The sequence below is a fragment of the Iodidimonas sp. SYSU 1G8 genome (assembly GCF_039655775.1).
Lineage (GTDB): Bacteria > Pseudomonadota > Alphaproteobacteria > SMXS01 > SMXS01 > RI-34.
On record NZ_JBBYXJ010000002.1, the window covers coordinates 363,757 to 390,339 of the forward strand.

Below are 26,583 nucleotides of genomic sequence, written 5' to 3' on the forward strand. Positions count from 1 at the left end.
CTCCCGTTTTACGGCGTCCCGCTCCCCAGAAGGACGCCTGTCACAATCGGCTTTGTCTCAAGCACGCCTGAAAACCGCCGCGCGTGGCCCGGCACACGGCTTACAATCATGACAGTTTAACGTAACGGAAGGTTTCGCGCGACCGCTTCGGCGCCGAAACGAGGCTCGATCAGGCCTTTTCGGCGACCTTCTTGCGGTGTGCTTCCATGCCGTCCAGCACCAGCTGCTGGGTTTCTTCCACGTCCAGCCACTTGGCGATGGTCACCCACTTGCCCTTTTCCAGATCCTTGTAGTGCTGGAAGAAATGACCGATTTGCTCGCACAGGATCGGCGGCAGGTCGCGGTAGGATTTGATGCCGGTATAGAATGGGTGCAGCTTGTCGACCGGCACTGCCAGGATCTTCTCGTCGGCGCCCGCCTCGTCCTGCATGACCAGCGCGCCAATCGGGCGGCAGCGGATCACCGCGCCCGGCACCACCGGCACCTGGCTGATGACGACCACGTCGCAGGGATCGCCGTCTTCCGAAAGCGTCTGCGGGATGAAGCCGTAATTCCCCGGATAGTACATGGCGGTGTGCAGGAAGCGGTCGACGAACAGCGCGCCGGACTCCTTGTCCAGCTCGTACTTCACCGGCACGCCGCCCAGCGGGATCTCGATGATTACGTTGATGTCGCTGGGAGGGTTTACGCCTGCGGAAATCTTGTCGAGGTTCATCGTCGCTCCTTGATCGTTCGGCAAGACAATATCCGGCCACGGATCGCGCCCCGGGTCGGGGCGGACCAGCATGGTCGGTTGCTCGCCGTTTCGTCGCGGTTTTAGTGGGACACGGGCCTGAACAACAGCGCTAACAGGTCGTTAAGCCCCGATTTTCCGCGCCATCTCCCATGCTTTTTCTGCAAGGGGACGCGCCTGCTTGCCGGATTCCGCGGCCTTGGCGCTCGCTGCGGTCCCGGCCATGACCCGGCCCATGATGCCCTGGGAAATCGCCGCCAGCCGGAAGATGTTATAGACGAGGTAGTAATCCCAGTTATCGATATGGCTGCGGCCTGTGCGCTCGCAGTACATGCGGATGTACTCGGCCTCGCTCGGAATCCCCAGCGCCTCCAGGTCCCGCTCGACCAGGCCGGTGGTGTTGGCCTGAACCTTCAGGTGATAGGGCATGCAGTTGTAGCTGAAATCGGCCATGGGATCACCGATGGTCGACAGCTCCCAGTCCAGGATGCCGATCACCCGGGGCTCGGTCGGGTGGAAGATCATGTTGTCCAGGCGGAAATCGCCATGGACGACGCAGGGACCGTGATCGGGCGGCAGATTGGCGGGCAGCCAGTCCATCAGCTTGTCCATGGCCTCGATGGTCTCGGTCTGCGACAGGCGGTATTGCTTCGACCAGACGTGGATCTGGCGCGCGATGTAGTCGCTCGGCTTGCCGAAATCATCGAGACCGATGGCGCGGTGATCGGCCTTGTGCAGCCGCGCCAGCGCATCGACCATGCCTTCATAGATCGCCCGGCGATCTTCCTTCGCGACCTCGGGCAGGTCCGGCGTCCAGAAGATGCGGCCGTCCAGGCAATCCATGATGTAGAACCAGGTGCCCACCACCGAATCGTCGGTGCAAAGGGCATAGGTCTTGGGCACCGGCACGTCGGTCTTGCCCAGCGCGGTGATCACCTTGTATTCGCGGTCGACGGCGTGGGCCGACTTCAGCAGCTCGCCCGGCGGCTTGCGCCGCATGACATAGCGCTTGCCGCCCGCGTCCAGCATGAAGGTCGGGTTGGACTGGCCACCCTTGAACTGGGCTACGCTCACCTGGCCGGAAAAGCCCTCGACGTGCTCTTCCATGAACGCCTGCAGCTTCGACACATCGAACTTGTGCTGCTCGCGCACCTCCTGGGTGCCGGAAAATTCCTTCGCGCGATCGATCGCCATGCCTGTCCCCGTTGCAGGAGTTCCGTGATGCCCGGCGGGCATGTCTTTTTAGCGCAATTGGGCGGGGTGTAAAGTCGTGGGGCGTAGGGCGTCGATCGCAAGCCATAAGTCATTATGCTTATTGGGCTGCGCATGGATCCCGTCCACCCTTTGTCTCCCTTTAACGCGGAGTGTCACAGGTGCCGATTCAGTCTTCCGGTCATGTCAGAGCGCTGTGGCGCCATCCGGTGAAGTCCATGCAGGGCGAGGCCGTCGAAAGCGCCTTCTTCGACGGCCGGGGCATGCTCGGGGACCGTGCCTATGCGGTGCTGGACCTCGAGACCGGCATCATCGCCAGCGCCAAGCACCCGAAGAAATGGGCCAATCTGCTCACCTGCCGCGCCGCCTATGTCGCCGAGCCGGAGACGGGCCAGCCTTTGCCGCCCATCCGCATCACTTTTCCCAATGGCGGCGAGATCGCCAGCACCGACCGGGAGGTGAACGGCGTCCTCTCCGAATTCCTCGGGCGCGAGGTCGCCCTGATCTCGACGCCGCCAGCGAAGGCCGAGCGCGAGGCGGACCGCACCGAGGACGATCTGGGCAGCGCCAAGGATGTCCGCCAGGAAGCGCTGGGCCTTGCCGCGCCCGGCAGTTTCCTCGATTTCGCGCCGATCCACGTGCTCAGCACCACGACGCTCGACGGGCTCGCCGAACGGGCGCCGGAAAGCCGCTTCGACGTGCGCCGCTTCCGGCCCAACATCCTCCTGGAAGGCAGCGGCCTGTCGGAACATGAATGGCCGGGCGACAGCGCCGCCATTGGCGCGGTGCGGCTGACCTTCATCGATCCCACGCCGCGCTGCGTCATGACCACGCTCCCGCAGGCCGATCTGCCGCGCGACACCATGATCTTCAGGACGGCGGCGGCCTGGATCAAGGCGCCCAGCATCACCTTCGCGCCCGGCGAGATGATGTCGGTGATCGCCGGCGTGCACGCGACGGCGACGGCGCCCGGCGTCATCTCGGTCGGCGACGTGCTGCGGGCCTGACCGGCCGCGCTATCGCAGCCGGTACAGCGCCGCCGGGGCGCCGCCATGGATCAGCCGGTCGCGCCACCGCTCCGGTAGCCTCTCGTCCAGGCCCAGCGCGCCGAGCAGCCTGCCGATCATCCGCCGAGGCGCGTCCACCGGCATGACCAGGTCCGCGCGGCGCGACGTCACGAACGGCGCGTCCACATTGGGATCGACGAACACCAGGGCGCCCGGCCTGCCCGGCGCCGTGCTCAGCCGCCGGCGCGGGTCCGCGTCGCTCCAGTGCAGCAGCATGGCCGTGCGGCGCACCGTCCACGGATCGGTATGGACGACGCCGCCGCGCGGATGGGTCTCGATCCACCCCGCCAGCGCCTGCGCGGCGAAACGCGGCCGCGTGTTCTCCACCGACAGGCACGCCAGATTGGCCAGCACGAGCACGGCCAGCACCGCGCCGGCCAGTCGCCCCCGCGCGAGTTGCGCCAGCCACATTCCGGTCAGCGCGCAGGCCAGCACCGCCGGCAGCATGAAATAGCGCGGCAGCGGAAACACCGTCCGGCTGTAGCCGATCCACACGCACCACACGGTCATGGCGACGACGGCGACTTCGATGAATACTCGCTGGCCGCCGGACACGGGCCGGGTCCGCCACAGGCGCCATGCGGCGAGCGGCGCCACGAAGAACAAAAGCCCGAACTCCTGGTTGACGAGCAGCGCCAGCGGCGGCCCCCAGATCGGGCTGTGCGAGATATTCCCGGTGTCGAAACCCGGATCGGCGGTGCCGGCGACCACGTCATGGGTGCGGGCGATGATCTCGAGCCGGTACAGCATGGACTCGCCGTGGGAGGCGAACCAGGCCATTTCCGCGCCCAGCACCAGCGCCACGCCCAGCGCGCCCCACAGATACAGCGCGCGGGGGAAATAGGCGCCGCGCAGGAACAGCAGGCCATAGACCATCAGCAGGCCCAGCGCCGTCTCCCGAGTCATCATGGCGAGCCCCGCCGCGATGCCGCAGGCCACCAGCCAGCCCTCGGGCGCGGCGCGCTCCGTCGCGGCGACGAACAGGCCCAGCGAGGCCAGCAGGAAGACGGTCTCGGGAATGTCCACGTTCAGGGTGGACGAGGCGATCACCAGCAGCGGCGAGGACGCCAGCAGCACACCGGCCCACAGTGCCGCCGCGCCACCGGCGAACCGCCGGACCAGCAGGATGGCCGCGCCGACCAGGACGATGCCATAGGCCAGCGCCAGGGAGCCGAGCAGGGCCTGGGTATCGCCGAACAGGGCGATCAGCCCGGCCAGCGGCCAGATCACGGTGTAGCGGAAGCCCCAGTGCTCATAGGGAAGCGCCGCCGGGTGGGCCAGCCAGCGCAGCGCCGTGTCCCGGTAGATGGCGTCGTCGCTGGCCATGAAGCCGGTCCAGAACAGGCCGGCCAGCGCGGCGAACAGCAACACCGGCAGCAGCAATGCGGCGGGATGGGGATCGCGGGGAAGCGGTCTTGCAACGTTCCGGGACGGTCGCTGCACGGCCGTCCGCATGGGATCAGCGCCCGATCGCGCGCCAGCCGATGTCGCGGCGGCAGAACCCTTCCGGCCAATCTATCGCGTCGATGGCCGCATAAGCCTTTTTCTGCGCCTCGGCTACCGTCTCGGCCATGGCGGTAACGGCGAGGACGCGGCCGCCGGTGGCGATGATTTTTCCGTCTTTCAGGGCGGTGCCAGCGTGGAACACCTGGACGTCGTCGCCGACCTTCTCCAGTCCGCGGATCTCGGTACCCTTCTGGTATTCTCCGGGATAGCCATCGGCGGCCATCACGACCGTCAGCGCCGGCTGGTCATGCCAGCGCAGGTCGAAATTGGCCAGATGGCCGTCGGCGGCGGCGATCAGCGCGGTCAGGATGTCGGACTTCAGGCGCATCATCAGAACTTGGCACTCCGGATCGCCGAAACGTGTGTTGTATTCGATGAGTTGCGGGCCCTTGTCGGTGATCATCAGTCCGGCGAACAGCACGCCCCTGAAGGGGCGGCCTTCGGCTTCCATGGCCTTCACCGTGGGGTTGATGATGCGCTCCATGACCTGCGCCGCGATCTCGTCGGTGATGACCGGCGCGGGTGAATAGGCGCCCATGCCGCCGGTGTTGGGACCGGTGTCGCCATCGCCGACCCGCTTGTGATCTTGCGCGGCGGCAAGCGCGAGGGCGTGCTTGCCGTCTACCAGCGCAAAGAAGCTGGCTTCTTCACCGATCAACCATTCTTCGATCACCACCTCGGCGCCAGCCGCGCCGAACCGGCCTCCGAAGATGTCGTCGATGGCCGCCAGCGCCTCGTCCATTGTTTCAGCCATGATCACGCCCTTGCCGGCAGCCAGACCATCCGCCTTCACCACGATGGGCGCGCCCTTCTCGGCGACGAATGCCTTGGCCGACGCCGCGTTATTGAAGCGACCATAGGCGGCGGTCGGAATTCCGTACTTCGCGCAAAGATCCTTCGTGAAGCCCTTCGATCCCTCCAGCACCGCGGCATTCGCGCGCGGACCGAATGCCATGATTCCCGCCGCCGCCAGCTTGTCTACAAGGCCGGCGACCAGAGGTCCTTCGGGTCCGACCACCACGAAGTCGATGGCGTTGTCATTGCAGAAGCCGATGATGCCGTCGAGGTCGTCGGCCGCTAGTGGAACGCATTCGGCATCGCGCGCAATGCCGCCATTGCCAGGCGCGCAATACAGTTTGGTGCACAGGGGCGAGGCGGCGATGGCCCAGCACAGGGCGTGTTCACGCCCGCCGGAGCCGACGACAAGAACCTTCATGCTGCTTCTCTTTCATCCGGTGTGCGGCTCTTGTAGCATAGGACCCCATGAGCACAAGTCCCACGGCCGGCACGGCCCCGAACGTCCCCGAATATTCGGTCGGCGAACTCTCCACCGCCATCAAGCGCACCCTGGAGACCAGCTTCGACCATGTCCGCGTGCGCGGCGAGATCACCGAATTCATGGCCGCCCGCTCCGGCCACCTCTATCTGTGCCTCAAGGACGAGAACGCCAAGATCAAGGGCGTCATGTGGAAAGGCACTGTCGGCCGCCTGAGCTTCCGGCCCGAGGACGGGCTCGAGGTGGTCGCCACCGGCAAGCTGACCAATTACGGTCCCCGCTCCGAATACCAGCTGGTCATCGACAGCATGGAGCCGGCCGGCGCCGGCGCGCTGATGGCGCTGCTGGAGGAACGGCGGCGCAAGCTGGCCGCCGAAGGCCTGTTCGACGCGGCGCGCAAGCGGCCGATCCCGTTCCTGCCCAGTGTCATCGGCGTCGTGACCTCGCCCACCGGCGCTGTCATCCGCGATATCCTGCACCGCCTGGCCGACCGCTTCCCGCGCCATGTCCTGTTGTGGCCCGTGCTGGTGCAGGGCCCGGACGCCGCGGCTCAGGTGGCGGCGGCGATCCGGGGCTTCAACGCCCTCGTGCCCGGCGGGCCCGTGCCGCGCCCGGATGTGCTGATCGTGGCGCGCGGGGGTGGCAGCCTCGAGGATCTGTGGGCCTTCAACGAGGAAATCGTCGTCCGCGCGGCGGCCGAGAGCGACATCCCGCTGATTTCCGCCGTGGGCCATGAAACCGACACCACGCTCATCGATTACGCCTCCGACCGGCGGGCGCCGACGCCCACCGCCGCCGCCGAGATGGCGGTCCCGGTGCGCGAGGATCTGCTGGACCGCATCGCTGGCCTCGACCAGCGCCACCGCCGCGCCGCCCGCCGGCTGCTGCAGGAACGGGATACCGCGCTGGCGGCGGCGGCACGGGCGCTGCCCCGCCCCGCCGACATGCTGGGGCTGCGGCAGCAGCGTTTCGACGAGCTGTCCGAGCGCTTGCCACGTGCGCTGGTCGCCAACAGCCAGGCCCATCGCCACGCCCTGGTCGCGGCGGCGGGCGGTCTGCGCCCCGCCGTGCTGCGCGGCCGGGCGGCCGATGCCGCGCGCGGCCTGCAGGCGCTCGGCGAGCGGCTGCCGCGCGGCCTCACCGCCAATATCCAGGCGCACGGCCATCGCCTCGACCGGGCCGCCGCCGGCCTGCGACCCGCCGCGGTCATCGCCCGGATCGGCGACGCGCGCCGTCAGGTGGCCGACCGGGCCGCGCGGCTGCTGCCCGCCGCCGGACGCGCCATCGAGCAGGCCGAGAAGTCGCTGCTCGCCGCCGGCCGCGTGCTGGAGAGCCTCAGCTACCAGAACGTGCTGAAACGCGGCTTCGCCGTGATCCGCGACGCCAATGACAAGCCGGTGACGTCGAGCCGCGCCATCGCTTCCGGGGATCCGCTCAGTATCGAATTCGCCGACGGGCGCGTTGGTGCGCTGGCCGTGGACGGAAAACCCCGTCCCGCGTCACCCCGGAAACGCGCGGTCCCGGATACGCCCCAGGGAGATCTGTTCTGAGAATTCGTACAGCCGTCGCCGCCTTCTTTGTTCTTCTGTCTTTTCCGGCCGTCGCTATTGAACTGACCGGACCGATGAGCCAGGGCGGTATGATCGTCGGCCGTGCCGAGCCGGGTTCACAGGTGATGCTGGATGGCCGTCCCTTGCGTGTCGCGCCGGATGGCCGCTTCGTGTTCGGCTTCGGCCGGGACGCGGCGCCGCAGGCCACGCTTACCGTCACCGGATCCGATGGCGCCGTGGAACACCGTGACTTCGCGGTTGCCCAGCGCACCTACGACATCCAGCGGATCGACGGGTTGCCGCCCTCGAAGGTCGTTCCGCCAGACGACCTGACGGCACGGCTGGCGCGCGAGCGTGGCATGGTCGCCGACGCGCGGCGCAATACAAGCGATGCCCTGCACTGGGCCGACCCGTTCGCCTGGCCCGCGGCGGGACGAATCTCCGGCGTCTACGGCAGTCAACGTATTCTCAACGGCGACCCCAAGCAGCCACATTACGGTGTGGATGTCGCCGGTCCCACGGGATCCCCGGTGACGGCCCCGGCTTCGGGCACGGTGGTGCTGGCCGAGCCGGATTTCTATTACGAGGGCGGGATCGTCCTGATCGATCACGGGTACGGGGTGTCGTCCACGCTGATGCATCTGCAGACCGTCGATGTGAAGGTCGGCGAATCAGTGGTCCAGGGGCAGCGAATCGCCACCCTGGGCGCGACCGGACGGGCGACCGGGCCGCATCTGGACTGGCGAATGAACTGGAACGAGGTGCGCCTCGATCCAGCCTTGCTGGTTGGTCCGGTGCCTACGAAATAACCGCAAAAAGCCGCGAAAGTCTGCCTATTATTTCTTCTTTGTTGCAACTGCTGACTATTTTTTGTGCAAAATGGCGTGTTGTAATATTGCAACGCCGAGCCGCATACGCAGCATAAAAGACACAGAAGATGGCGATAAAGTGTTGACCACCCTTGGTTCTTGGGTCATTCCGCAATGCACCACATGCTTCTGGCACGGCTCTTGAATAGTACCAGTCAGAGCGCTGCGTGGCTCTAACGACAAAACCAACGAGCCCCCAAGGGTAAGGAAGGACACATGATGAAATTCACGAAGGCACTTGCACTGGCCGGTCTGGCCGCCGGTTTCATTGCGACGAGCGCGCCCGCCATGGCGCAGGACGCCGCCGAGCCGGACTTCTCGTTCTCGGGCAACGTCGCGATCACCAACGACTACGTTTTCCGCGGCTTCACCCAGACCAATGAAGACTTCGCGATCCAGGGCGGCCTCGATCTGGCGCACTCCAGCGGCCTGTACATCGGCACCTGGGCGTCCAACGTCGAATTCCCCAGCGAGCCCGTGGGCAACCGCACCTCTTTCGAAATCGACTTCTACGGCGGTTTCAAGGGCACCTTCGGCAACAGCATCTTCACCTACGACATCGGCGCCATCTACTACATGTACCCGGGCGACCCGGCCGGCAGCGATTATTCCTACTGGGAATTCTACGGCAAGCTCGGCGCCGATTTCGGCTTCGCCTCGGTCGGTTCGGGCCTGGTGTATTCGCCTGACTTCTTCGGCGGCGTGGGCGACATGATCCACATCCCGCTGAACGTCTCCGTGCCGATCCCGCTCGGCAGCGACCAGTTCGGCCTCAGCGTCAGCGGCCAGCTCGGCTACAACGAGTATACCAACACAGGCGTGACCTGGGATGGCTTCACCGACAACTACCTGAACTGGAACATCGGCCTCACCGTGTCGATCACCGACTGGTTCAACGTCGATGTGCGCTACCACGACACCGATCTGGACGGCACCTACTGCAAGAACGTCTGCGACGAGCGCGTGACGTTCACGGTCAGCCGTTCGCTCTAATTGTTTAGATAAGCTAGCCAGCTTCTCTCCCAACTGCGCCCGAGTACCGGATATCCCGGTGCTCGGGCTCTTTGTTTTCCGGGAGGTCCCACGTGCGACGTACGGACAAAAAAAGAGCCACTTCAGTTGCCTGAAGTGGCCCAAGTTTAGGGAGGAAACGCCCACGAAGGGCAGTACCTTCTCGCGAGAAATCGCGCCAAAGGTACATCTCTAATATGAGAGCCCGGGCGCCGGTAATCAAGGGCTTTCCGAAAATCCTTTGAAATCAGTTGGTTGTGAAGGGCGGCGGCCGAACTCACGGGGTGATGACGACCTTCCCGGTCGATTTGCGCGTCACCACCGAGTCCAGCGCCTCCACCGCGCGCTCGAGCGGAAATGTCCGGGAGACCAGCGGGCGCAATTTCCCTTCCGCCAGCCAGTCGAGCAGCTGCTCCTGGCTGCGCCGCGACACCTCGGGCGCCAGCGTGTCGTAGCTCGGCCGGTTCACGCCGATGATGTCCACGTTCTTGACCATCACGTGGTTGGCCGGGATCTGCGGCACGCGGCCGCCGGCGAAGCCGATCACCAGGATGCGGCCCTCGAACGCGACGCAGCGCAGCGAGGCGTCGAAGACGTCGCCGCCGATGGGGTCGTAGACCACGTCCGCGCCGCGCCCGCCGGTCAGTTCCTTGACCCGCTTGCGGATGTCCTCGCTCAGATAATCGATGGTCTCGTGGGCGCCGGCGGCACGGGCGATCGCCAGCTTCTCCGGTCCTCCGGCGGTGGCGATGATGCGCGCCCCGATGATGCGGCCGATCTCCACGGCCGTCAGGCCGACGCCCCCCGCCGCGCCGTGGACCAGCAGGGTCTCGCCCGCCTGCAGGCGCGCCCGGTGAAGCAGCGCCACATGGCTGGTGCCGTAGGTGACGGCAAAGCTGGCCGCCTGCTCATAGCTCAGGCCGTCGGGCAGCCGGGTCAGCCGGCCGGCGTCCACCGCCACCAGCTCCGCATAGCCGCCCCGCCCCGGCAGGCCCATCACCCGGTCGCCGACCGAGAAGCCCTCGACGCCCGCGCCCAGCGCCACGATGTCGCCGGCGATTTCCGAGCCGGGCGTAAAGGGCAGCTCGGGCTGGTTCTGGTACTTGCCCGCCGTCATGATGCTGTCGGCGAAGTTGATGCCGCAGGCGCGGATGCGCACCAGCGCCTGGCCGGGTCCGGCGACCGGATCGGCGATCTCCTCCAGCTTCAGCACGGACAGGTCGCCATACGCGCGGCACATGATGGCTTTCATGGCATCTCTCTCGGTCTAGCGGAATCGGTCGGGGGCATAGCTGGCGGCGGCGACGTCGAAGCCGTCCAGTTCCTCCGGCATCCGTCCCGCGACGATCAGGCTTTCGGCGAGGCGTCCCATCATCGGCGCGGTCTGGATGCCGTAGCCGCCCTGGCCGACGAACCAGAAGAAGCCGGGCGCGTCGGGCTCGAAGCCCACCACCGGGGTGCGGTCGGGCGAGAAGGTGCGCAGGCCCGCCCATTTGTTCTCCACATGCCGCACCGGGATGTCGGCTGCCTGCTGGATGCGGTCGATGGCGATGGCGATGTCGAGTTCCTCGGGCTGGGCGTCGACCGGATCGCTGGGCGTCTCGTCCGCCGGCGAGGCCAGAATCCGCCCGGATTCAGGCTTGAAATAAAAGTGGTCGTCGATGTCCAGCACCACCGGCCATGTCGGCGCGAAGCCCGGCGGCGGCGGCAGGATGACGATGGTCCGGCGCAGCGGCTGCATCCCCACGGGCGCCAGACCGGCCAGCCGCGCCACATCGTCCGCCCATGCGCCCGCCGCGTTCAGCAGCACCGGCGCGCGCCATGTCCCCGACGGCGTCTCCACCGTCCAGAGACCGTCGATGCGGGTGATCGACGAGGCGGCGGCATCGGTGACGACCCTGCCGCCGTGCTGTTTCAGGCCGCGCAGGAAGCCCTGATGCACCGCGTTCACGTCGAGGTCGGAACATTCCGGCTCGAACAGCCCGCCCGCCACGTAGTCCTCGCGCAGCACCGGGCAGAGCGCGCGGGCCGCCGGACCGTCCATCCGGCTTACATCCGGCTCCAGCACCTGCAGCGCGGCGGCGAAGGCGTCCAGCGTGGCGAGCTGGTCCTGGCGCGCGATGTAGAGGGCGCCGCGCTCGTGCATCAGGGGACTGTCCGAAAAACCGTCCGGCGGTTGGCGCAGGAACGGGCCGGAGGCGATGGTCAGGGGCCGGATGTTGGGGCCGCCATAGGACGGCGCGTAGAACGCGGCCGAGCGGCCCGTCGTGTGATAACCGGGCGCGCTCTCGCGCTCCAGCAGCGCCACGGAACCGTGGCGGCTGAGAAAGTAACCCGCGCTGGCCCCGGCGATACCGGCGCCGATGATGAGAAAATCGCAGTCCTGCATGATGCGGCGGCTTCCGGCTTCCCCTGTTGGCATGGAGTGCCTAACCTAGGCACGGAACCAGGACGCGCAAGGGGAAATCCGTGACGGCTACCGACACCGGCGAACCGCTGAACACCCGACAGATCGCCGACCTGCTCGCTTTCGCGCATCGGCTCGCCGATGTCGCCGGCAGGGTGATCCGGCCGCATTTCCGCGCCTCCGGCGCGGTCGATAACAAGCGCCTCGCTGATTTCGATCCGGTCACCGCCGCCGATCGGGATGCCGAAAGCGCCATGCGCGACCTGATCGCCGCCCACTATCCTGATCATGCCGTCTATGGCGAGGAGCACGGCGCCCAGTGGGGCGCGCGTTTCACCTGGGTGCTCGACCCCATCGATGGCACCCGCTCGTTCATCGGCGGCTTTCCCACCTGGGGCACGCTGATCGCGCTCGCCGAACATGGCCGCCCGGTAATCGGCATCATGGACCAGCCGATTATCGGCGAGCGGTTCGTCGGCGCCCCGAACGGGGCCTTCCTCGGCGACCGGAAGCTCGCGGTGCGGCCCTGCGCCGGGCTGGCCGACGCTGTACTCTACGCGACCACTCCGGACATGTTCGAGCCGGCGCGCGAGATGCCGGCATTCCAGCGGGTCGAGCGGCAGGTGAAGCTGCGCCGCTTCGGCGGCGACTGCTACGCCTATTGCATGCTGGCGCACGGCCTGCTCGACGTGATCGTCGAGGCCGCCATGCAGCCCTATGACATCCAGGCGCTGATCCCGATCGTCGAGGGCGCGGGTGGCATCGTCACCAACTGGGAAGGCGAGCCGGCCTGGAATGCCGGGCGTATCCTGGCGGCGGGCGACAGGCGGGTCCATGCCGCGGCGCTCGAGGCGCTGAACCGGGCTTAAGCCTCGTTCAGTATCCGGCGGCTGAAGTCGTCGAAAACGCGCCAGAACTCGTCCCGAAGCGGATCGCTCTCCTTGAGCAATTCGTGGCGCGCCCCGTCGATGCGGTGCAGTTCGCAGCAGGCCACACGCGCGGCGAAGCGGTCCTGCGCCGAGTTGGACACGATCCGGTCCTCCCCGGCCTGGACAATACAGACCGGGGTACGGAAACCGTCCAGATAGGCCCGGTCCTCGAACAGCGCGATGGACCGCAGCGCCGCCTTCAGCCAGCCATAGGTGGCGCCGCCCGAGGCCAGATCCGGATTGGCCGCGATCTGCGCATGGGTGGCGGCAAAGCGCCGCGGGTCCGATGTCAGCCTGTTGCCATCGAAGACCTGCTTGTGGGAACCATAGTCGCGGCTTCCCGGCGCGTAGGCGTCCGAAAAGCCCAGGCCGACGCCGGTGTCGATGATCGCGCCGATCAGCCAACGCAGACGCGTCGGCAGCGCGATATCCAGCATGGGCGCCGACAGCACCGCTCCGATGATCGCCGGGGGCCGGTTATGCAGATATCGCAGCGCGATGTGCCCGCCCATGGAATGGCCCAGCAGCAGGATGGGGCCTGGCAAGGTGGGGGCGACCCGGGTCTCGATGAACTGTTCCAGATCGTCGGCATAACGCCGGAAGCTTGTGGCGTGAATTTTCTGACGGTTGGCGAGGGATCGCTGCGACAGCCCCTGGCTGCGCCAGTCCAGCGCGGCGACGGCGAAATCCCGCGACAGCAGGTCGCCGATGGTTTCGAAATGCTTTTCGATGAACTCGGTGAAGCCGCCCAGCATCACCACCGTGCCGCGCGGCGTCGGCCGGGGCCAGAAGGCATAGCGCAAAACAGCGCCGTCATCGGCCCGGAAGGTCGCGAACGTCCCGCCCGGCGGCGACGGCATCGGCGTCACGCGGCGCCCTCCAGGTCTTCCCGCATCATTTCCAGTTCCAGCCAGCGGTCCTGCTTGCGCTCCAGCAGCTTGCGCGCGGTGTCCAGCAGCCTGGCCAGTTTGGCGATGGCGTCCGGGTCGCGCGCCAGCTCGCGCGGGTCCGCCAGCTGTCCCTCGATCTTGGCGATGTCGCGCTCCAGCGCTTCCATCTCGCCCGGCAGGTTTTCCAGCTCGCGCTGGTCCTTGTAGGTCATCTTCGGCTTGGGCGCGGTGCGCGGCGCATCGGCGGGCCGGGCCTTTGCCGCGGCGGGCGCCGGGACACTGTCGGTCTGCATCATCGCCTGGATACCGCCGCGCTGCATCAGCATGTCCGAATAGCCGCCGGCATATTCACGGACTTTTCCGTCCGGGTCGAAGCTGATCGTGCTGGTGACCATGCGGTCGAGGAAGTCGCGGTCATGGCTGACCAGCAGTACCGTGCCCGCATAGGAGGCGACGATGTCCTCCAGCACGTCCAGCATGTCCATGTCGAGATCGTTGGTGGGCTCGTCCAGGATCAGCACGTTGGACTGCTTGGTGAACAGCTTGGCGAGCAGTAGCCGGTTCTTCTCGCCGCCCGACAGCGCGCCCACGGGCTGGCGCGCCTGGCTGGGGTCGAAGAGGAAATCCTTCAGGTAGCCGACCACGTGACGGACCACGCCCTGGACGTTGACCGAATCGCCGCCGCCCCCGATTTCCTTGTCGGTCAGGGTTTCCCAAAGCGTGCGCTTGGGATCGAGCCGGGCGCGGGTCTGATCGAAATAGGCGACTTCCAGGTTGGTCCCCAGCTTGATCTGGCCGGAATCCTGCCGGATTTCGCCCGTCAGCAGCTTGATCAGCGTCGTCTTGCCCGCGCCGTTCGGGCCGACGATGCCGACCCGGTCGCCGCGCATGATGCGGGTCGAGAAGCCGTCGATGATGGTCCTGCCCCCATAGGACTTGCTGATGTTGCGCGCCTCGACGATACGGCGGCCGGCGGGCGGGCCGTCCTGCAGGTCCAGCTCGATCTTGTCGGGCTGTTTCAGCTGCTTCTGGCGCTTGTCGCGCAGCGCGTGCAACTCGCGCAGCCGGCCCTGGTTGCGGCGCCGGCGCGCGGTCACGCCCTTGTGCAGCCACTCGGTCTCCTCGATCAGCTTCTTCTCAAGCCGGTTCCGGACCGCCTCCTCTTCGGCGAAAATGGTCTCCGACCACTCGTCGAACGCGCTGTAGCCCTTCTCCATCACCCGCATGTTGCCCCGGTCCAGCCAGAAGGTGCGCCGGGTGACGGCCCGCAGGAAGGCCCGGTCGTGGCTGATCAGCAGCAGCGCCATGGGCGTGCTGGCCAGGGTTTTCTCGAGCCATAGGGTGGTGGCGATGTCCAGATGGTTGGTCGGCTCGTCCAGCAGCAGCACGTCCGGGTCGCCGACAAAGGCGCGGGCGATGGCCGCCTTGCGCAGCGCGCCGCCCGACAGGGTGCCGACCAGCGCCTCCGGATCGAGGCCCAGCGTCCCGATAAGGTCGCGGACCCGGTACTGGCGCTGGTCGCGATTGTCATCGTCCAACCCCTGCGACACGTAGTCGTTGACGCTCAGCTTGGGGTCGGGCGACGGATCCTGCGGCAGATACGCCACCTTGGTCCCGGGTTGCACGAAGCGCTCGCCCTTGTCGACCTCGATGATCCCGGCCAGGGCCTTGAGCAGGGTCGATTTGCCGCTGCCGTTGCGGCCGACGAGGCACACCTTGTCACCGGGCGAGATGGCCAGTTCCACGCCGCTGAACAGCGGCGCGGTGCCATAGGTGAGGCCGGCATTCTTCAGCGCGAGGATCGGTGGGCTCATGGCCACGATGTATCAGGTCGCGGCGCGGCAGGGAATGGCGCAGTGGCGCCCGCGCATCGCGGTGGCGCTCAGGCCTTTTCCGGCGTCTGGAACACACGGTGGATAATGGTGCCCATGGCATCCTCCAGCCGCTTCCAGTCCTCGGGCTCGCGCACGGGGATGCCCCAGAAGTCCGGCGTCACCCGGCCCCGCATGGTCAGGTGCTGGAAGCCGGCCAGCAGGATGGCGTAGATCGCGTCCGCGTCGACACCTTCCGGCGCCTCGACGCCGTGCATGAACTTGCGCTGGGATTCGCGTGCCGCGTTCCGCCGGGCGCGGGCCAGCGGCTCGATCACTTCCGGCGGCGCCGTCAGCTCCGAGGCCATGATCTCCTGCATCATGGGCCGCTGCCGCAGGATGCGCGTATAGCAGATGATGGCGAGCCGGATCAGCTCGGCATAGTCGTCGACGCGCTGGCCCTTGGTCTCGTGCTGCGCCTCGGCCGAAATGTCGGCCACCGCGAGCCAGAAATGGGCGTCCTTGCCAAATTCCTCCAGCAGCGGTCCGAGCCCGCCGAAATAGCGGTAGATCAGCGGCTTGCCGATACCCGCTTCCTTCGCGATGGCGTTGACGCCAAGGCCGGTAAAGCCGTCGCGGGACAAGACCCGGCCCACGGCCTGCAGGATGTTTTTTCTGGTTGCTTCGGCGTCTCGGTGGGCCATTTGCCGTGTGTGTAGAGGGGCACTGTTCATCTTGGGAAGCACAATCTACACCACAGTTTAGGTTTTGTGCCACGGGAACGGACGGTTGCATGACAATTGATATAGGGCGGGTTTGGCCGGAGTTGCCGGTCGGTAACCGGTGTTCACGCCGACGCAAAGCACTCTATAGTGTGCGCCGCTCAATTTCGTAAGGACGTATCATGACTGAACGGGGGACTTCCCTCGATATCCTGGACACGCTGCTGACCCTGGCCCGTGACGCGGGTGCCGAGGCGGCGGACGCGGTCCTGCTGGAAAGCGCCTCGCTGGGCGTGTCGTGCCGCCTGGGTCAGATGGAGGATCTGGAGCGCTCCGAGGGCCGGGATGTCGGTCTTCGCGTGCTCATCGGCAAGAAGCAGGCGGTCGTCTCGGGCAGCGATACGGCGCCGCGGGCGTTGGCGCTGATCGCCCAGCGCGCGGTCGACATGGCCCGTTACGCGCCGGAGGACCGCTTCGCCGGGCTCGCCGACGAAGCGCTGCTGGCGCGGCATTGGCCCGATAATCTGGACATGATCGATCCGTCCGAACCGGGCGCCGAGGAGTTGATCGAGCAGGCGCGCATCACCGAGGATGCGGCCCGCGCCGTTTCCGGCATCACCAATTCGGAAGGCGCCAGCGCCAGCTGGAGCCGGGGCCGTATCTCCCTGGCGACCTCGCATGGCTTCGCCGGCACCTACGAAAACACCAGCTTCGCCCTGGGCGTGTCGGTGCTGGCGGGCGAAGGCACCGCCATGGAGCGCGACTACGAATATGATTCCGCGCGGCACCGCGGCGATCTGGACGATGCCGCCGACATCGGCCGCCGCGCCGCCGAACGCACGGTGCGCCGCCTCAACGCCCGCTCGCACAAGACCTGCCGCGTGCCGGTCGTCTACGAACCGCGCGTCGCCGGGGGCCTGCTGGGCCACTTGGCCGGTGCCATTTCGGGCAGCGCCATCGCCCGCGGCACCAGCTTTCTTAAGGAAAGCCTGGGCCAGCCCATTTTCGCGCCGGGCATCATGGTGATCGACGATCCGCTGCGCCCGCGCGGCCCGCGCTCCAAGCCGTTCGATGGCGAGGGCGTCGCCACCTCGCGGCGCGAGATCGTCGCCGACGGCCATCTGACCACCTGGATCATGGACAGCACGTCGGCCCGCCAGCTCGGCCTGCAAACCACCGGCCACGCTTCGCGCGGCACCGGTCTGCCGGCGCCCGGCGTGACCAATCTCTACATGGCGCCGGGCTCGGCCAGCCCCGAAGACCTGATCGCCGACATCGAGGACGGGCTCTACATCACCGAGATGATCGGCATGGGCGTCAATGGCGTCACCGGCGACTATAGCCGCGGCGCGTCCGGATTCTGGATCGAGAACGGCAAACTGGCCTATCCGGTCAGCGGCCTTACCATCGCCGGCAATCTGAAGGACATGTACAAGGCGCTGATCCCGGCCAGCGACCTCACCTTCAAATATGGCGTCAACGCCCCGACGGTGCGCATCGACGGGATGACCATTGCCGGAAATTGACCTCAGTCACCGCCGGCAGGTCCTGGTCGAGGCCGTCCGCGACGCGGGCGCGCTGGCCATGGATTATTTCCGCGACGGTTTCCGGAAATGGGAAAAGGCCGCGGACGATCCGGTGACCGAGGCCGACCTGGCGGTCGATGCCCTGTTGCGGGACCGGCTGTTGGGCGCTTTGCCCGGCGACGGCTGGCTCTCCGAGGAGTCCGAACGCGCGCCCCATGCCGTGGACCAGCCCTTTACCTGGGTGGTCGATCCCATCGACGGCACGCGCGCCTTCATCGAACAGAAGCCGCATTTCACCATTTGCGCCGCGCTGGTGCATGGCGACCGGACGGTGCTCGGCGCCGTCTTCAACCCGGCCACGGACGAGTTCTTCGAAGCCAGCCTGGGCGGCGGCGCGCTGTGCAACGGCCAGCCGATTTCGGTCAGCGACAAGCAGGGTCTCGATGGCGTGCGGATGATCGGTTACCGCGCCATGTTCGATGACCGGCACTGGCGCACGCCCTGGCCGCCGGTGAAGATTCACATGGTTAATTCCATCGCCTACCGGGTCGTGCTGGTGGCGCGCGGTGATCATGATGCCTGCATCAATCTGAAGCCGCAGAACGACTGGGACATCGCCGCCGCCGAACTGATCCTGCGCGAGGCCGGCGGCCTGTGTACCAACCGGAACGGCGAGCCGTACCGCTTTCACGGCAAGGGCGGCATGAACCAGAACGTCATCGCCGCCAATCCGGTGCTGCAGGCCAAGCTGGTCGCCAAGCTGCGCGAGTTCGAACCGCAGATGCCGAAAAAGGACTGAGGCCGCCTCAGCCCGCCGCCGCGTCCATGAACTGCGCCAGCGCCACATCCTTGTCCGTCACGCCGCCCGCGTCATGGGTCGTCAGGGTGACGTCGACCTTGTTCCAGACATTGAACCATTCCGGATGATGATCGGCCTTTTCCGCCGCCAGCGCCGCGCGGGTCATGAAGGCGAACGCCTCGTTGAAATCCTTGAACCGGTAGCTCTTGCAGATGGCGTCGCGCCCCGCCACCTCGGCCCAGCCCCGCAGTCCGGCCAGCGCCGTCTCGCGGGCTTTGCCTTCCAGTTTCTTCGTGCTCATGATCCCCTCGCTCTGATCGTGCCGTCCCCATGATCGGGCCGGCCACCGTCGGGCGCAATGGTGGCGCCCCGGCATTATATACTTCAGGTTCGGCGCGCCGCTGACATACTGGCCTCTCTGCCGCCGCCGCAACGGGATCGTCATGACGCCGACACGGGTACTTTTCGTCTGCCTGGGAAACATCTGCCGCTCGCCCCTGGCCGAAGGGGTTTTCCGCGACCTCGCGGCGCGCGAAGGCCTCGCCGAGGCCTTCGTCATCGACTCCGCCGGCACCGGCGACTGGCATGTGGGTGAGCGGCCGGACCGCCGCGCCATCGAGGCGGCGGCCTGGCGCGGCATCGATATTTCCGGCCAGCGTGCCCGCCAAGCAACAGTCGAGGACCTCGCCGGGTTCGACCATGTCCTGGCCATGGACGCGAAAAACCTGGATGCGCTGCAGCGACTGGCACGTGGCGGCGGGGCGCGGCCCCGGCTTTTCCTCGATCACGCCCGAGGCGTTTCCGCTCGCGAAGTGCCCGATCCCTATTTCGACGGCGGGTTCGAGGCGGCACTCGCTCTGATCGAAGCTGGCGCGCGGGATCTGTTGCTTGACCTGCGGAACGGGGCCGCACTGCAGCAAAACACAGACTAAATGTGTGATTAATTATATTTTACATTAAAGATTGATTCATTAGGGGCATCAGACTACATACCGGCACAGTTATAGGTGACTGTCTTGCTGCTATGTTCGCCTTGCCGCAAGGTCCGGGTGGTAGTATGTAAGCCGTGTGACAGCGCGCATTTATGCACTGCTGCCGAAAATTCGACCCCGAAAGGATGGGGCTGGGAGAAGATGGCAACCAATCTCGCAACTAAGCCGACGGCGAGCCAGGACGAACGCGTCCCCGCGAGCCTTGAATCCGTCGTCATCCGTTTTGCCGGCGATTCCGGCGACGGCATGCAGCTGACGGGCACGCAGTTCACGCATTCGACGGCGCTGATGGGCACCGATCTGGCGACTTTCCCGGACTTCCCGGCGGAAATTCGTGCGCCAACCGGCACCACCTTTGGTGTCTCGGCCTATCAGATCAATTTCGGCGCGCGCAAGGTGATGACGGCGGGCGATCAGCCCGACGTGCTCGTCGCCATGAACCCGGCCGCCCTGAAGGTCAATCTGGACGCCCTGAAGATCGGCGGCACGCTGGTCGTCGACACGGGCTCGTTCAACGACCGCACCCTGGCGAAGGCTGGCTACACGGCCAACCCGCTCGAGGATGGCACGATCGCCCCGTACAAGGTGATCCGCCTCGACATCACCAAGATGACCCTCGAATCCGTCAAGGAATTCGGCCTCTCCAACAAGGAGGCCATGCGCTGCAAGAACATGTGGACGCTTGGCCTGATGCTGTGGATGTATGGCCGTCAGCGACAGTCCGTCGTCGACTGGCTGCAGGGCAAGTTCGCCAAGTCGCAGCAGCTGGCCGATGCCAACATCGCCGCCGTCAACGCCGGTCACGCCTTCGGCGAGACGGCCGAGCTGGCCGGTGACCTGAGCCATTCCACCGTCGGCCGCGCCGAAGTGGCGCCGGGCGTGTACCGCACCATCACCGGCGCGGAATCGCTGGCGCTGGGTCTGGTCGCGGGCGGCAAGCTGGCCAACCTCGACATCATGTTCGGCTCCTATCCGATCACGCCCGCCTCGACCCTGCTGCACCAGCTGGCGCGGCTGAAGGAACATGGCGTCGTGACCTTCCAGGCGGAAGACGAGATCGCGGCGATCTGCTCGGCCATCGGTGCGTCCTTCGCCGGCTCGCTGGGCGTGACGTCGTCGTCCGGTCCGGGCATCGCCCTGAAGGGCGAGGCCATGGGCCTTGCCATCGCCACCGAACTGCCGCTGGTGATTGTGAACTCGCAGCGCGGCGGTCCTTCGACCGGCCTGCCGACCAAGACCGAGCAGTCCGACTTGTACCAGGCGATCTACGGCCGCAACGGCGACGCGCCGCTGCCGGTCATCGCCTCGGCGACGCCGGGTGACTGCTTCGAGGTCGCCATCGAGGCCGTGCGCATCGCCACCAAGTACATGACCCCGGTGATCCTGCTGACCGACGGCTATCTGGCCAACGCGGCCGAGCCGTGGCCGGTGCCGGACTTCGACAGCCTGAAGCCGTTCCCGGTGCAGTTCCATACCGAGGCCGAGGGTTTCAGCCCGTCCACCCGCGACCCGGAGACGCTCGCGCGGAACTGGGCGATCCCGGGCAACCCGGGCACCGAGCACCGCATCGGCGGTATCGAGAAGGACTACAAGACCGGCAACCTGTCCTACGCGGCCGACAATCATCAGCTGATGACCGACACGCGCTGGAACAAGGTGCTCGGCATCGCCAATGATATCCCGGACCAGGAAATCGCCCAGGGCGAGGCAACCGGCGATCTCGTGGTGGTCGGCTGGGGCTCGACCTTCGGGCCGATCTACCGGGCCGTCGAAACCGCGCGGGCGCAGGGCCTGAACGTGTCGCAGATCCACGTCCGCTACATGTGGCCGCTGCCGCGCAATCTGGGCCAGCTTCTCGGCGGGTTCAAGAAGGTGCTCGTGCCCGAGATGAACAAGGGCCAGTTCGCCACCGTCCTGCGCGACCAGTATCTGGTCGATGCCGTTCGCCTGAACCAGGTCAATGGCCAGCCCTTCAAGGTAAGCCACCTGACCCAGGTCATCAGCGACCTCGTGGGCTAAGGAGACCGATTATGAACGAAATGGCTCCGCAGAAGCTGACCGCCAAGGATTACGCGACCGACCAGGAAGTACGCTGGTGCCCCGGTTGCGGCGATTACGCCATCCTGAAGTCGGTGCAGAAGACCCTGGCCGATCTTGAAGCCGATCCGGCGAACACCGTGTTCGTGTCGGGCATCGGCTGCAGCTCGCGCTTTCCCTACTACATGGCCACTTACGGCTTCCACACCATCCACGGCCGCGCCCCGGCGTTCGCCACCGGCATCAAGCTGGCGAATCCCAAGCTCGACGTGTGGATGGTCACCGGTGACGGCGACGGCCTGTCCATCGGCGGCAATCACCTGCTGCATGTGCTTCGCCGGAATGTCGACATCCAGATCCTGCTGTTCAACAACGAGATCTATGGTCTGACCAAGGGCCAGTACTCGCCCACCTCGCGGCCGGGCACGCGCTCGCCGTCGAGCCCGGGCGGCTCGATCGAACGCAATCTCAACCCCTGCAACTTCGCCCTGGCCGCCGGCGCGCGCTTCGTCGCCCGTACCGTCGACACGGACCAGAAGCACATGCCGGAGATCCTGAAGCGTGCGCACGGCCATCGCGGCGCCTCCTTCGTCGAGATCTATCAGAACTGCATCGTGTTCAACGATGGCGTGTTCGCCGACTTCACCGAGAAGAAGGCCGCCGCCGACCGTCAGCTGCGCGCCGAGAACGGCCACAAGCTCGTCTTTGGCGCCAATGGCGAGAAGGGCCTGCGGCTCAACCCGAACAAGCTCGAACTCGAGGTCGTCACCATCGGCGAGAATGGCGTGACCCTGGACGAGATTCTGGTGCATGACGAGACCGACGCGGTGCTGGCCCAGATGCTGGTGACTCTCGATGGTCCGGATGCGCCGGTCGTCGTCGGTGTCATCTACTGCAATCCGGTGGACACCTACGATGCGGGCGTCTCCAAGCAGGTCGAGCGTGCCAAGACCGCCAAGCCGAACGCCGACATGAAGGAACTGCTGTTCGCCGGCAGCACCTGGACCGTCGACTGATCATGGCCTGACCCATACGCGAATGGGGCGCCCTCCGGCGCCCCATTTTTTTGTGCGGCGGGGGGCGGCCTAAAGGATGCAGTCGCGGGCCATGCCATCGAACTGCGGGTTCACGGTCCATTTGCCCTTGCGGTCGATGAAACCCCAGCTGTCTCCGAACCGGGCCAGTGCCAGGCCGTCATCGAAGGGACCGGCATTGTCGAATTGCGGGTTGATCACCCACTTGCCCTTCTTGTCGACGTAACCCCAGCGCCCGCCAAGCTCGGCCGGCGCCAGACCGTCCTCGAAAGGCCCCGCCTGCTGGAATTGCGGGTTGATCGCCCACTTTCCGTCCTTGTCGACAAAACCCCAGCGGCCGTTCAGCGAGGCAGGCGCCAGACCGTCCTCGAACCAGGTCGCGGCGTCGTCGAACTGCGGGTTGACGGCCCAGACACCCTTGCGGTTGATCCAGCCATAGCGGCCGTCCAGGGCGGCGAGGGCGCGGTCGTCGTCGCGGAAGGCGCCGGCGGCCGAGAACTGCGGATTGATCACCCACTTGCCGTCCTTGTCCACATAGCCCCAGCGATCGCCCTGACGGACGGCGGCGAGGCCTTCGTCGAACAGGGTGGCCTCATCGTACTGGGCCGGAATGACCCACTTTCCATTGCGGTCGATATAGCCCCACAGCCCGCCCTGCATGGCGGCGGCAAGCCCGTTGTCGGCAAAGTCGGCGGCGGCCTCGAACTGGGTGTCCATGGCCGATTGGCCCTTGGCGTCGATATAGCCGAAGCCCTGCTCGGTCTCGACCAGCGCCAGCCCGTTGTCGCCGAACATGTAGGCGGCCATGTATTGCGGCGGAATCACCCATTTGCCGGCCTTGTCCACATAACCCCACAGCTCGCCATCGCGCGCGGCGGCGAGACCGTTTTCATAGGGCCAGAGAGCATCGAACTGCGGGTTCAGCACCCACTTGCCCGTGCGGTCGATGACGCCGCAACGGCCATCGACGCGCACGATCATGGCGGAATCGCCGACGGTCTTCGGCGCGTCGCCCCGTTCCCAGATGATCGCGCCAATCAGCACCACCACCACGGCGGCGACGGCAAGAAGCATGTAACGCATGGTAAACCCCCGGATGGCTGTTGATCCGTACCCTTGATGGGACGGAAACGCCGGGGGCGGTAGAAAGTTACCCTAGCGCGGCGATCATCTCGGGAATACTGGTGAATTTGCGCCGCGGGGCGCCGTGGCTGGCGCCGGCTTCCTCGGCCGCCTCGATTCGCTTCCAGTCCTCGAACGAGACCACCCGCACGTTCCGGTCCCGCAGCATCTGGTCCAGCCCGGCGGGGCCCTGCTTGAAGGCATCGGCAGTCTGCAGCTTGATGTGCTCGGCCACGGCGTTGCCGTCCGGGAAGTTGGTGGCGATGGTGCCGCTCGGCCCGCGCTTGGCCCAGCCGGCGACGTAGAGACCGTCCTCGATCTTGCCATCCACATTGGGGAAGCGCTGGTTCTGCTCGTCATAGGCGACCGCCTCGATCGGCGTCGACTGGGTGCCGATGCAGGCCACGACGATGTTGCAGGGCACCTCGAACGTCTCGCCCGTCGCCACCACCTTGCCATCCTCGGTCAGCTTGGTGCGCTCCATGCGGATGGCGCTCACGCGGCCTTCCCCCATGATCGCGACAGGCATGGCATAGAACTGCAGGTGAATACGCACCGGCTTCTCGTCGCCCTTGTTCTTGGCGTATTCGCGCAGATAACCGATGTTCTTTTCCTGGCTGCCGCGGCCCTTGTCCTCCAGCGCCACGTCATCGCCGGGAAGCACCGCCGGATCGACCAGCGTCACCGCGTTTTCCAGTTCGCCGAATTCCTTCACCTCCTTGTGGGTGAAGGCGGCCTGGAGCGGTCCGCGCCGGGCGAACACATAGACGTCGGTCAGTGGCGCGATGTCGATGGCGTCGGCGGCATAATGGGCCATGTCGGTGGCGCGCACCTCGTCGCCCGTCTTGGCGAGCAGCCGTGCCACGTCCAGCGCCACGTTACCGGCGCCGATCACCACCGCCGTGCCGGTTTCCAGATTGGGCGCCAGCTCCTTGAAGTCGGGATGGGCATTGTACCAGCCGACGAATTCGGACGAGCCGTAGACGCCGCCCAGATCCTCGCCGGGAATGCCCAGCCGCCGGTCCTTGGGCGCGCCGGTCGCCAGCACCACCGCGTCATACAGCCCGCGCAGCTCGGCGATGGACACGTCGCGGCCCACTTCCACATTGCCGAGGAACCGCACCTGCGGGCTCTGGGCCGTCCGCTCGAAGATCTTGGCGATCTTCTTGCTGCTCTGGTGATCGGGCGCCACGCCGGCCCGGATCAGCCCGAACGGCGTCGGCAGCCGGTCGATGATATCCACCTGGCAGTCCGGCAGTTCCTTGATCAGCGCGGCGGCCGAATAAAATCCGCCGGGTCCGGACCCGACAATCGCTACGGTCAGGCCCATAAGCCTACCTCTCCCCTATGACGTCTCACTCAATCCCCGTGCCCGGTTGGCCGCCCGCGCGCCTATATCGAAATATAGTCATCCGCGCCGAAGGGTTTGCCGAAGGCCCTCGTTTAATAGCCAAGAACAGGGCTTAGGGCAACGCTTGGCGATCGGATAGAGTGTGTGAAACCGTCCTGGGAGATGACCGCTTTGGTGACGGAGACCCTGACGACCGCGCCGCCCTCCGGCGCGGCCGGCGCCGCGGCCCTTGGCGTCCTGTCCGACGAGACCCTGATGCAACGGGTCGGCGGCGGAGACGAGGCCGCGTACCGCGTGCTGGTCGAGCGGCATCTGGGCCAGAGCCTGGGTTTCGCGACCCGCGTCCTCGGCGACCGGGCCGAGGCCGAGGAGGCCATGCAGGAGGCGTTCCTGAAGCTCTGGCGCGGCGCGCCCAACTGGCAGCCGGGCGGCGCCCGGTTCACTACCTGGTTCTACCGGGTCGTGCTGAACCTGTGCATCGACCGGCAGCGCAAGCGGCGCGGGCGGCTGGTGCCGCTCGATGACGCGGGTGATCCGGCGGACACTCGCCAGGATGCCGAGGCCGATCTGCACGAGCGGCAGGTCGGCAGCCAGATCGATGGCGCGCTGGGCGAGTTGCCCGAGCGCCAGCGGGCGGCCATCAGCCTCTGCTACCTGCAGGGTCTGAGCAACAAGGAGGCCGCCGATGTGCTCGACGTGAACATCAAGGCGCTGGAAAGCCTGCTGACGCGGGCGCGGGCCGCGCTGAAGCAACGCCTGGCGCCGCTCAGGAACGAGTTGATGGGGACAGAACCATGACCGAGAACGAGTTCAGGAACTTGGCCGAGGCCTGGGGCGGCGATCTGGATCGCTGGCCGCGTGACCGGCAGGGCGACGCGCGTCGTTTGCTGCAGCGGTCTGACGAGGCGCGCCAGGTGCTGGCCGATGCAGCGGCGCTCGATGCCCTGATCGCGTCGGTGGCGCCCGTCACTCTCGATCCTGCCACGCTGGACAAGGTGATGGCCCTGCCGCGCGGAGTCCGGCAGGAGCGCAAGGCGTCGGGCGGCTGGCGATTCGATTTCTCCATGGTGCTGCCGCGCTTCGCCGGTTTGGCCGCCGCCGCCGTGCTGGGTTTCTATATCGGCACCACCAGCCTGTTCACGCCCGGCCAGACCATGTCGGCACAGGCCGAGACGGTGAACATCAGCGACTATGTGTTCGGCGAGAGCCTCGACGGAGAAAGCGGATCATGACGCGCGCGGAAAAGTGGCTGCTTGCCGGGCTGGGCATCTCGGTCGCCCTCAACGGACTGTTCGCGGCGATGATTTTCTTCCATCCCGGACATCCTCGCGACCGTCATGGCCCGGATGTGCGGCTTGGCCGCATGGAAGAACACCTCTCCGCCAACTCTCGCGCCGTTCTGAAAGAGACCGTGCAGGCGCGGCGCGACACCCTCGCTTCGGAGTTCGGGGCCATGCGCGACGCGCGGCAGGGCGTCGCCGATGCCCTGGCCGCCGAGCCGTTCGACCAGGCCGCTCTCGAGGCGGCGCTCGCCAGGGTGCGCGAGCATCAGGATGTGATCCAGGAAACGGTTCAGGCGAGTTTCGTCGATGCCGCCTCAAAGCTGCCACGCGACGAGCGTATCAAGCTGGCCAAGGGCGGCGAGCGCTTCATGCGCCGGATGTTCGATCCACGCCGTGACGAAAAGCGGGATCGACCGCCCCCGCCCCTGCTGGAACCTCATCCCTGACCGGCAACGG

At 66.5% G+C, this 26,583-nt stretch carries 25 protein-coding genes; 13 read left to right on the plus strand and 12 right to left on the minus strand.

The genetic code is table 11. The features are described from left to right. Positions 1-169: 169 nt before the first annotated feature. Entirely contained in the window at positions 170-715 is a 546-nt protein-coding gene (gene ppa, locus WJU17_RS12810; protein WP_346327790.1) for an inorganic diphosphatase, read from the minus strand. A 141-nt stretch (positions 716-856) separates the two neighbouring features. Beyond that, on the minus strand, positions 857-1,927 hold the full coding sequence (locus tag WJU17_RS12815; RefSeq protein WP_346327791.1) for a phosphotransferase: 1,071 nt from the start codon (positions 1,925-1,927) through the stop codon (positions 857-859). 179 nt (positions 1,928-2,106) lie between these two features. Here WJU17_RS12815 and WJU17_RS12820 point away from each other — a divergent pair, with 179 nt between their 5' ends. Beyond that, the gene (locus tag WJU17_RS12820) at positions 2,107-2,952 is read left to right on the plus strand and encodes an MOSC domain-containing protein (protein ID WP_346327792.1); all 846 of its coding nucleotides are present in this window, start codon (positions 2,107-2,109) and stop codon (positions 2,950-2,952) included. A gap of 9 nt (positions 2,953-2,961) precedes the next feature. Here the strand turns inward: WJU17_RS12820 and WJU17_RS12825 are convergent, their stop codons facing one another. Together WJU17_RS12825 and purD are read right to left on the minus strand one after the other, a co-directional pair. Beyond that, complete coding sequence (locus WJU17_RS12825) at positions 2,962-4,467, minus strand: glycosyltransferase family 39 protein (protein WP_346327793.1); 1,506 nt, start codon at positions 4,465-4,467, stop codon at positions 2,962-2,964. Between the two features lie 4 nt (positions 4,468-4,471). Then, positions 4,472-5,734, minus strand: coding sequence for a phosphoribosylamine--glycine ligase (gene purD / locus WJU17_RS12830; protein ID WP_346327794.1), 1,263 nt, complete (start codon positions 5,732-5,734; stop codon positions 4,472-4,474). A 47-nt stretch (positions 5,735-5,781) separates the two neighbouring features. Here purD and xseA point away from each other — a divergent pair, with 47 nt between their 5' ends. The 3 genes from xseA to WJU17_RS12845 all read left to right on the plus strand — a co-directional run bounded on the left by xseA (position 5,782) and on the right by WJU17_RS12845 (position 9,206). Then, positions 5,782-7,344: an exodeoxyribonuclease VII large subunit gene (gene xseA, locus WJU17_RS12835; RefSeq protein WP_346327795.1), complete on the plus strand. Its 1,563-nt coding sequence runs from the start codon at positions 5,782-5,784 to the stop codon at positions 7,342-7,344. A 74-nt stretch (positions 7,345-7,418) separates the two neighbouring features. Next, positions 7,419-8,153 (plus strand): M23 family metallopeptidase, encoded by a 735-nt coding sequence (locus WJU17_RS12840; RefSeq protein ID WP_346327796.1) that lies wholly within the window; start codon positions 7,419-7,421, stop codon positions 8,151-8,153. Positions 8,154-8,429: 276 nt separating this feature from the next. Next, a complete protein-coding gene (locus WJU17_RS12845; protein ID WP_346327797.1) occupies positions 8,430-9,206 on the plus strand; it encodes a TorF family putative porin in 777 nt (258 codons plus the stop codon). A 295-nt stretch (positions 9,207-9,501) separates the two neighbouring features. Here WJU17_RS12845 and WJU17_RS12850 read toward each other — a convergent pair whose 3' ends face one another. Together WJU17_RS12850 and WJU17_RS12855 are read right to left on the minus strand one after the other, a co-directional pair. Continuing rightward, positions 9,502-10,476: an NADPH:quinone oxidoreductase family protein gene (locus WJU17_RS12850; protein WP_346327798.1), complete on the minus strand. Its 975-nt coding sequence runs from the start codon at positions 10,474-10,476 to the stop codon at positions 9,502-9,504. Between the two features lie 15 nt (positions 10,477-10,491). Beyond that, on the minus strand, positions 10,492-11,613 hold the full coding sequence (locus tag WJU17_RS12855) for an FAD-binding oxidoreductase (RefSeq protein ID WP_346327799.1): 1,122 nt from the start codon (positions 11,611-11,613) through the stop codon (positions 10,492-10,494). Between the two features lie 80 nt (positions 11,614-11,693). Here WJU17_RS12855 and hisN point away from each other — a divergent pair, with 80 nt between their 5' ends. Next, a complete protein-coding gene (gene hisN / locus WJU17_RS12860; RefSeq protein ID WP_346327800.1) occupies positions 11,694-12,500 on the plus strand; it encodes a histidinol-phosphatase in 807 nt (268 codons plus the stop codon). Here hisN and WJU17_RS12865 read toward each other — a convergent pair. The 3 genes from WJU17_RS12865 to WJU17_RS12875 all read right to left on the minus strand — a co-directional run bounded on the left by WJU17_RS12865 (position 12,497) and on the right by WJU17_RS12875 (position 15,995). Beyond that, positions 12,497-13,420 (minus strand): alpha/beta hydrolase, encoded by a 924-nt coding sequence (locus WJU17_RS12865; RefSeq protein WP_346328950.1) that lies wholly within the window; start codon positions 13,418-13,420, stop codon positions 12,497-12,499. The two genes, hisN and WJU17_RS12865, sit on opposite strands and share 4 nt — an antisense overlap. Before the next feature lie 5 nt (positions 13,421-13,425). Continuing rightward, positions 13,426-15,264 carry an ATP-binding cassette domain-containing protein gene (locus tag WJU17_RS12870; RefSeq protein WP_346327801.1) on the minus strand — a complete coding sequence of 613 codons (1,839 nt, stop codon included), beginning with the start codon at positions 15,262-15,264 and terminating at the stop codon, positions 13,426-13,428. A gap of 68 nt (positions 15,265-15,332) precedes the next feature. Next, the gene (locus WJU17_RS12875; protein WP_346327802.1) at positions 15,333-15,995 is read right to left on the minus strand and encodes a TetR/AcrR family transcriptional regulator; all 663 of its coding nucleotides are present in this window, start codon (positions 15,993-15,995) and stop codon (positions 15,333-15,335) included. A 170-nt stretch (positions 15,996-16,165) separates the two neighbouring features. Here WJU17_RS12875 and WJU17_RS12880 point away from each other — a divergent pair, with 170 nt between their 5' ends. Then, entirely contained in the window at positions 16,166-17,509 is a 1,344-nt protein-coding gene (locus WJU17_RS12880) for a TldD/PmbA family protein (RefSeq protein WP_346327803.1), read from the plus strand. After that, complete coding sequence (locus WJU17_RS12885; RefSeq protein ID WP_346327804.1) at positions 17,496-18,308, plus strand: 3'(2'),5'-bisphosphate nucleotidase CysQ; 813 nt, start codon at positions 17,496-17,498, stop codon at positions 18,306-18,308. Before WJU17_RS12880 ends, WJU17_RS12885 begins: the two co-directional genes overlap by 14 nt. A 7-nt stretch (positions 18,309-18,315) precedes the next feature. On the opposite strand, the gene WJU17_RS12890 is transcribed toward WJU17_RS12885, so the two are convergent. Then, on the minus strand, positions 18,316-18,867 hold the full coding sequence (locus WJU17_RS12890) for a 4a-hydroxytetrahydrobiopterin dehydratase (RefSeq protein ID WP_346327805.1): 552 nt from the start codon (positions 18,865-18,867) through the stop codon (positions 18,316-18,318). Between WJU17_RS12890 and WJU17_RS12895 the strand changes: the two genes are divergently transcribed. The 3 genes from WJU17_RS12895 to WJU17_RS12905 all read left to right on the plus strand — a co-directional run bounded on the left by WJU17_RS12895 (position 18,752) and on the right by WJU17_RS12905 (position 22,353). Further along, on the plus strand, positions 18,752-19,240 hold the full coding sequence (locus WJU17_RS12895) for a low molecular weight protein-tyrosine-phosphatase (protein ID WP_346327806.1): 489 nt from the start codon (positions 18,752-18,754) through the stop codon (positions 19,238-19,240). The two genes, WJU17_RS12890 and WJU17_RS12895, sit on opposite strands and share 116 nt — an antisense overlap. A 201-nt stretch (positions 19,241-19,441) precedes the next feature. After that, positions 19,442-21,319 carry a 2-oxoacid:acceptor oxidoreductase subunit alpha gene (locus WJU17_RS12900; protein ID WP_346327807.1) on the plus strand — a complete coding sequence of 626 codons (1,878 nt, stop codon included), beginning with the start codon at positions 19,442-19,444 and terminating at the stop codon, positions 21,317-21,319. An 11-nt stretch (positions 21,320-21,330) separates the two neighbouring features. Beyond that, positions 21,331-22,353, plus strand: a complete 1,023-nt coding sequence (locus tag WJU17_RS12905; protein ID WP_346327808.1) for a 2-oxoacid:ferredoxin oxidoreductase subunit beta — start codon at positions 21,331-21,333, stop codon at positions 22,351-22,353. Between the two features lie 69 nt (positions 22,354-22,422). On the opposite strand, the gene WJU17_RS12910 is transcribed toward WJU17_RS12905, so the two are convergent. Together WJU17_RS12910 and WJU17_RS12915 are read right to left on the minus strand one after the other, a co-directional pair. Then, entirely contained in the window at positions 22,423-23,454 is a 1,032-nt protein-coding gene (locus WJU17_RS12910; protein ID WP_346327809.1) for a WG repeat-containing protein, read from the minus strand. Positions 23,455-23,521: 67 nt separating this feature from the next. Beyond that, entirely contained in the window at positions 23,522-24,823 is a 1,302-nt protein-coding gene (locus tag WJU17_RS12915; RefSeq protein ID WP_346327810.1) for an FAD-dependent oxidoreductase, read from the minus strand. Positions 24,824-25,006: 183 nt separating this feature from the next. On the opposite strand from WJU17_RS12915, the gene WJU17_RS12920 reads away from it, so the two are divergent. The 3 genes from WJU17_RS12920 to WJU17_RS12930 are packed head-to-tail and all read left to right on the plus strand — an operon-like array spanning position 25,007 to position 26,573. After that, the gene (locus WJU17_RS12920; protein WP_346327811.1) at positions 25,007-25,642 is read left to right on the plus strand and encodes an RNA polymerase sigma factor; all 636 of its coding nucleotides are present in this window, start codon (positions 25,007-25,009) and stop codon (positions 25,640-25,642) included. Next, positions 25,639-26,076 (plus strand): hypothetical protein, encoded by a 438-nt coding sequence (locus WJU17_RS12925; RefSeq protein WP_346327812.1) that lies wholly within the window; start codon positions 25,639-25,641, stop codon positions 26,074-26,076. The genes WJU17_RS12920 and WJU17_RS12925 overlap by 4 nt, the downstream gene beginning before the upstream one ends. After that, the gene (locus tag WJU17_RS12930) at positions 26,073-26,573 is read left to right on the plus strand and encodes a periplasmic heavy metal sensor (RefSeq protein ID WP_346327813.1); all 501 of its coding nucleotides are present in this window, start codon (positions 26,073-26,075) and stop codon (positions 26,571-26,573) included. The genes WJU17_RS12925 and WJU17_RS12930 overlap by 4 nt, the downstream gene beginning before the upstream one ends. Positions 26,574-26,583 lie beyond the last annotated feature (10 nt).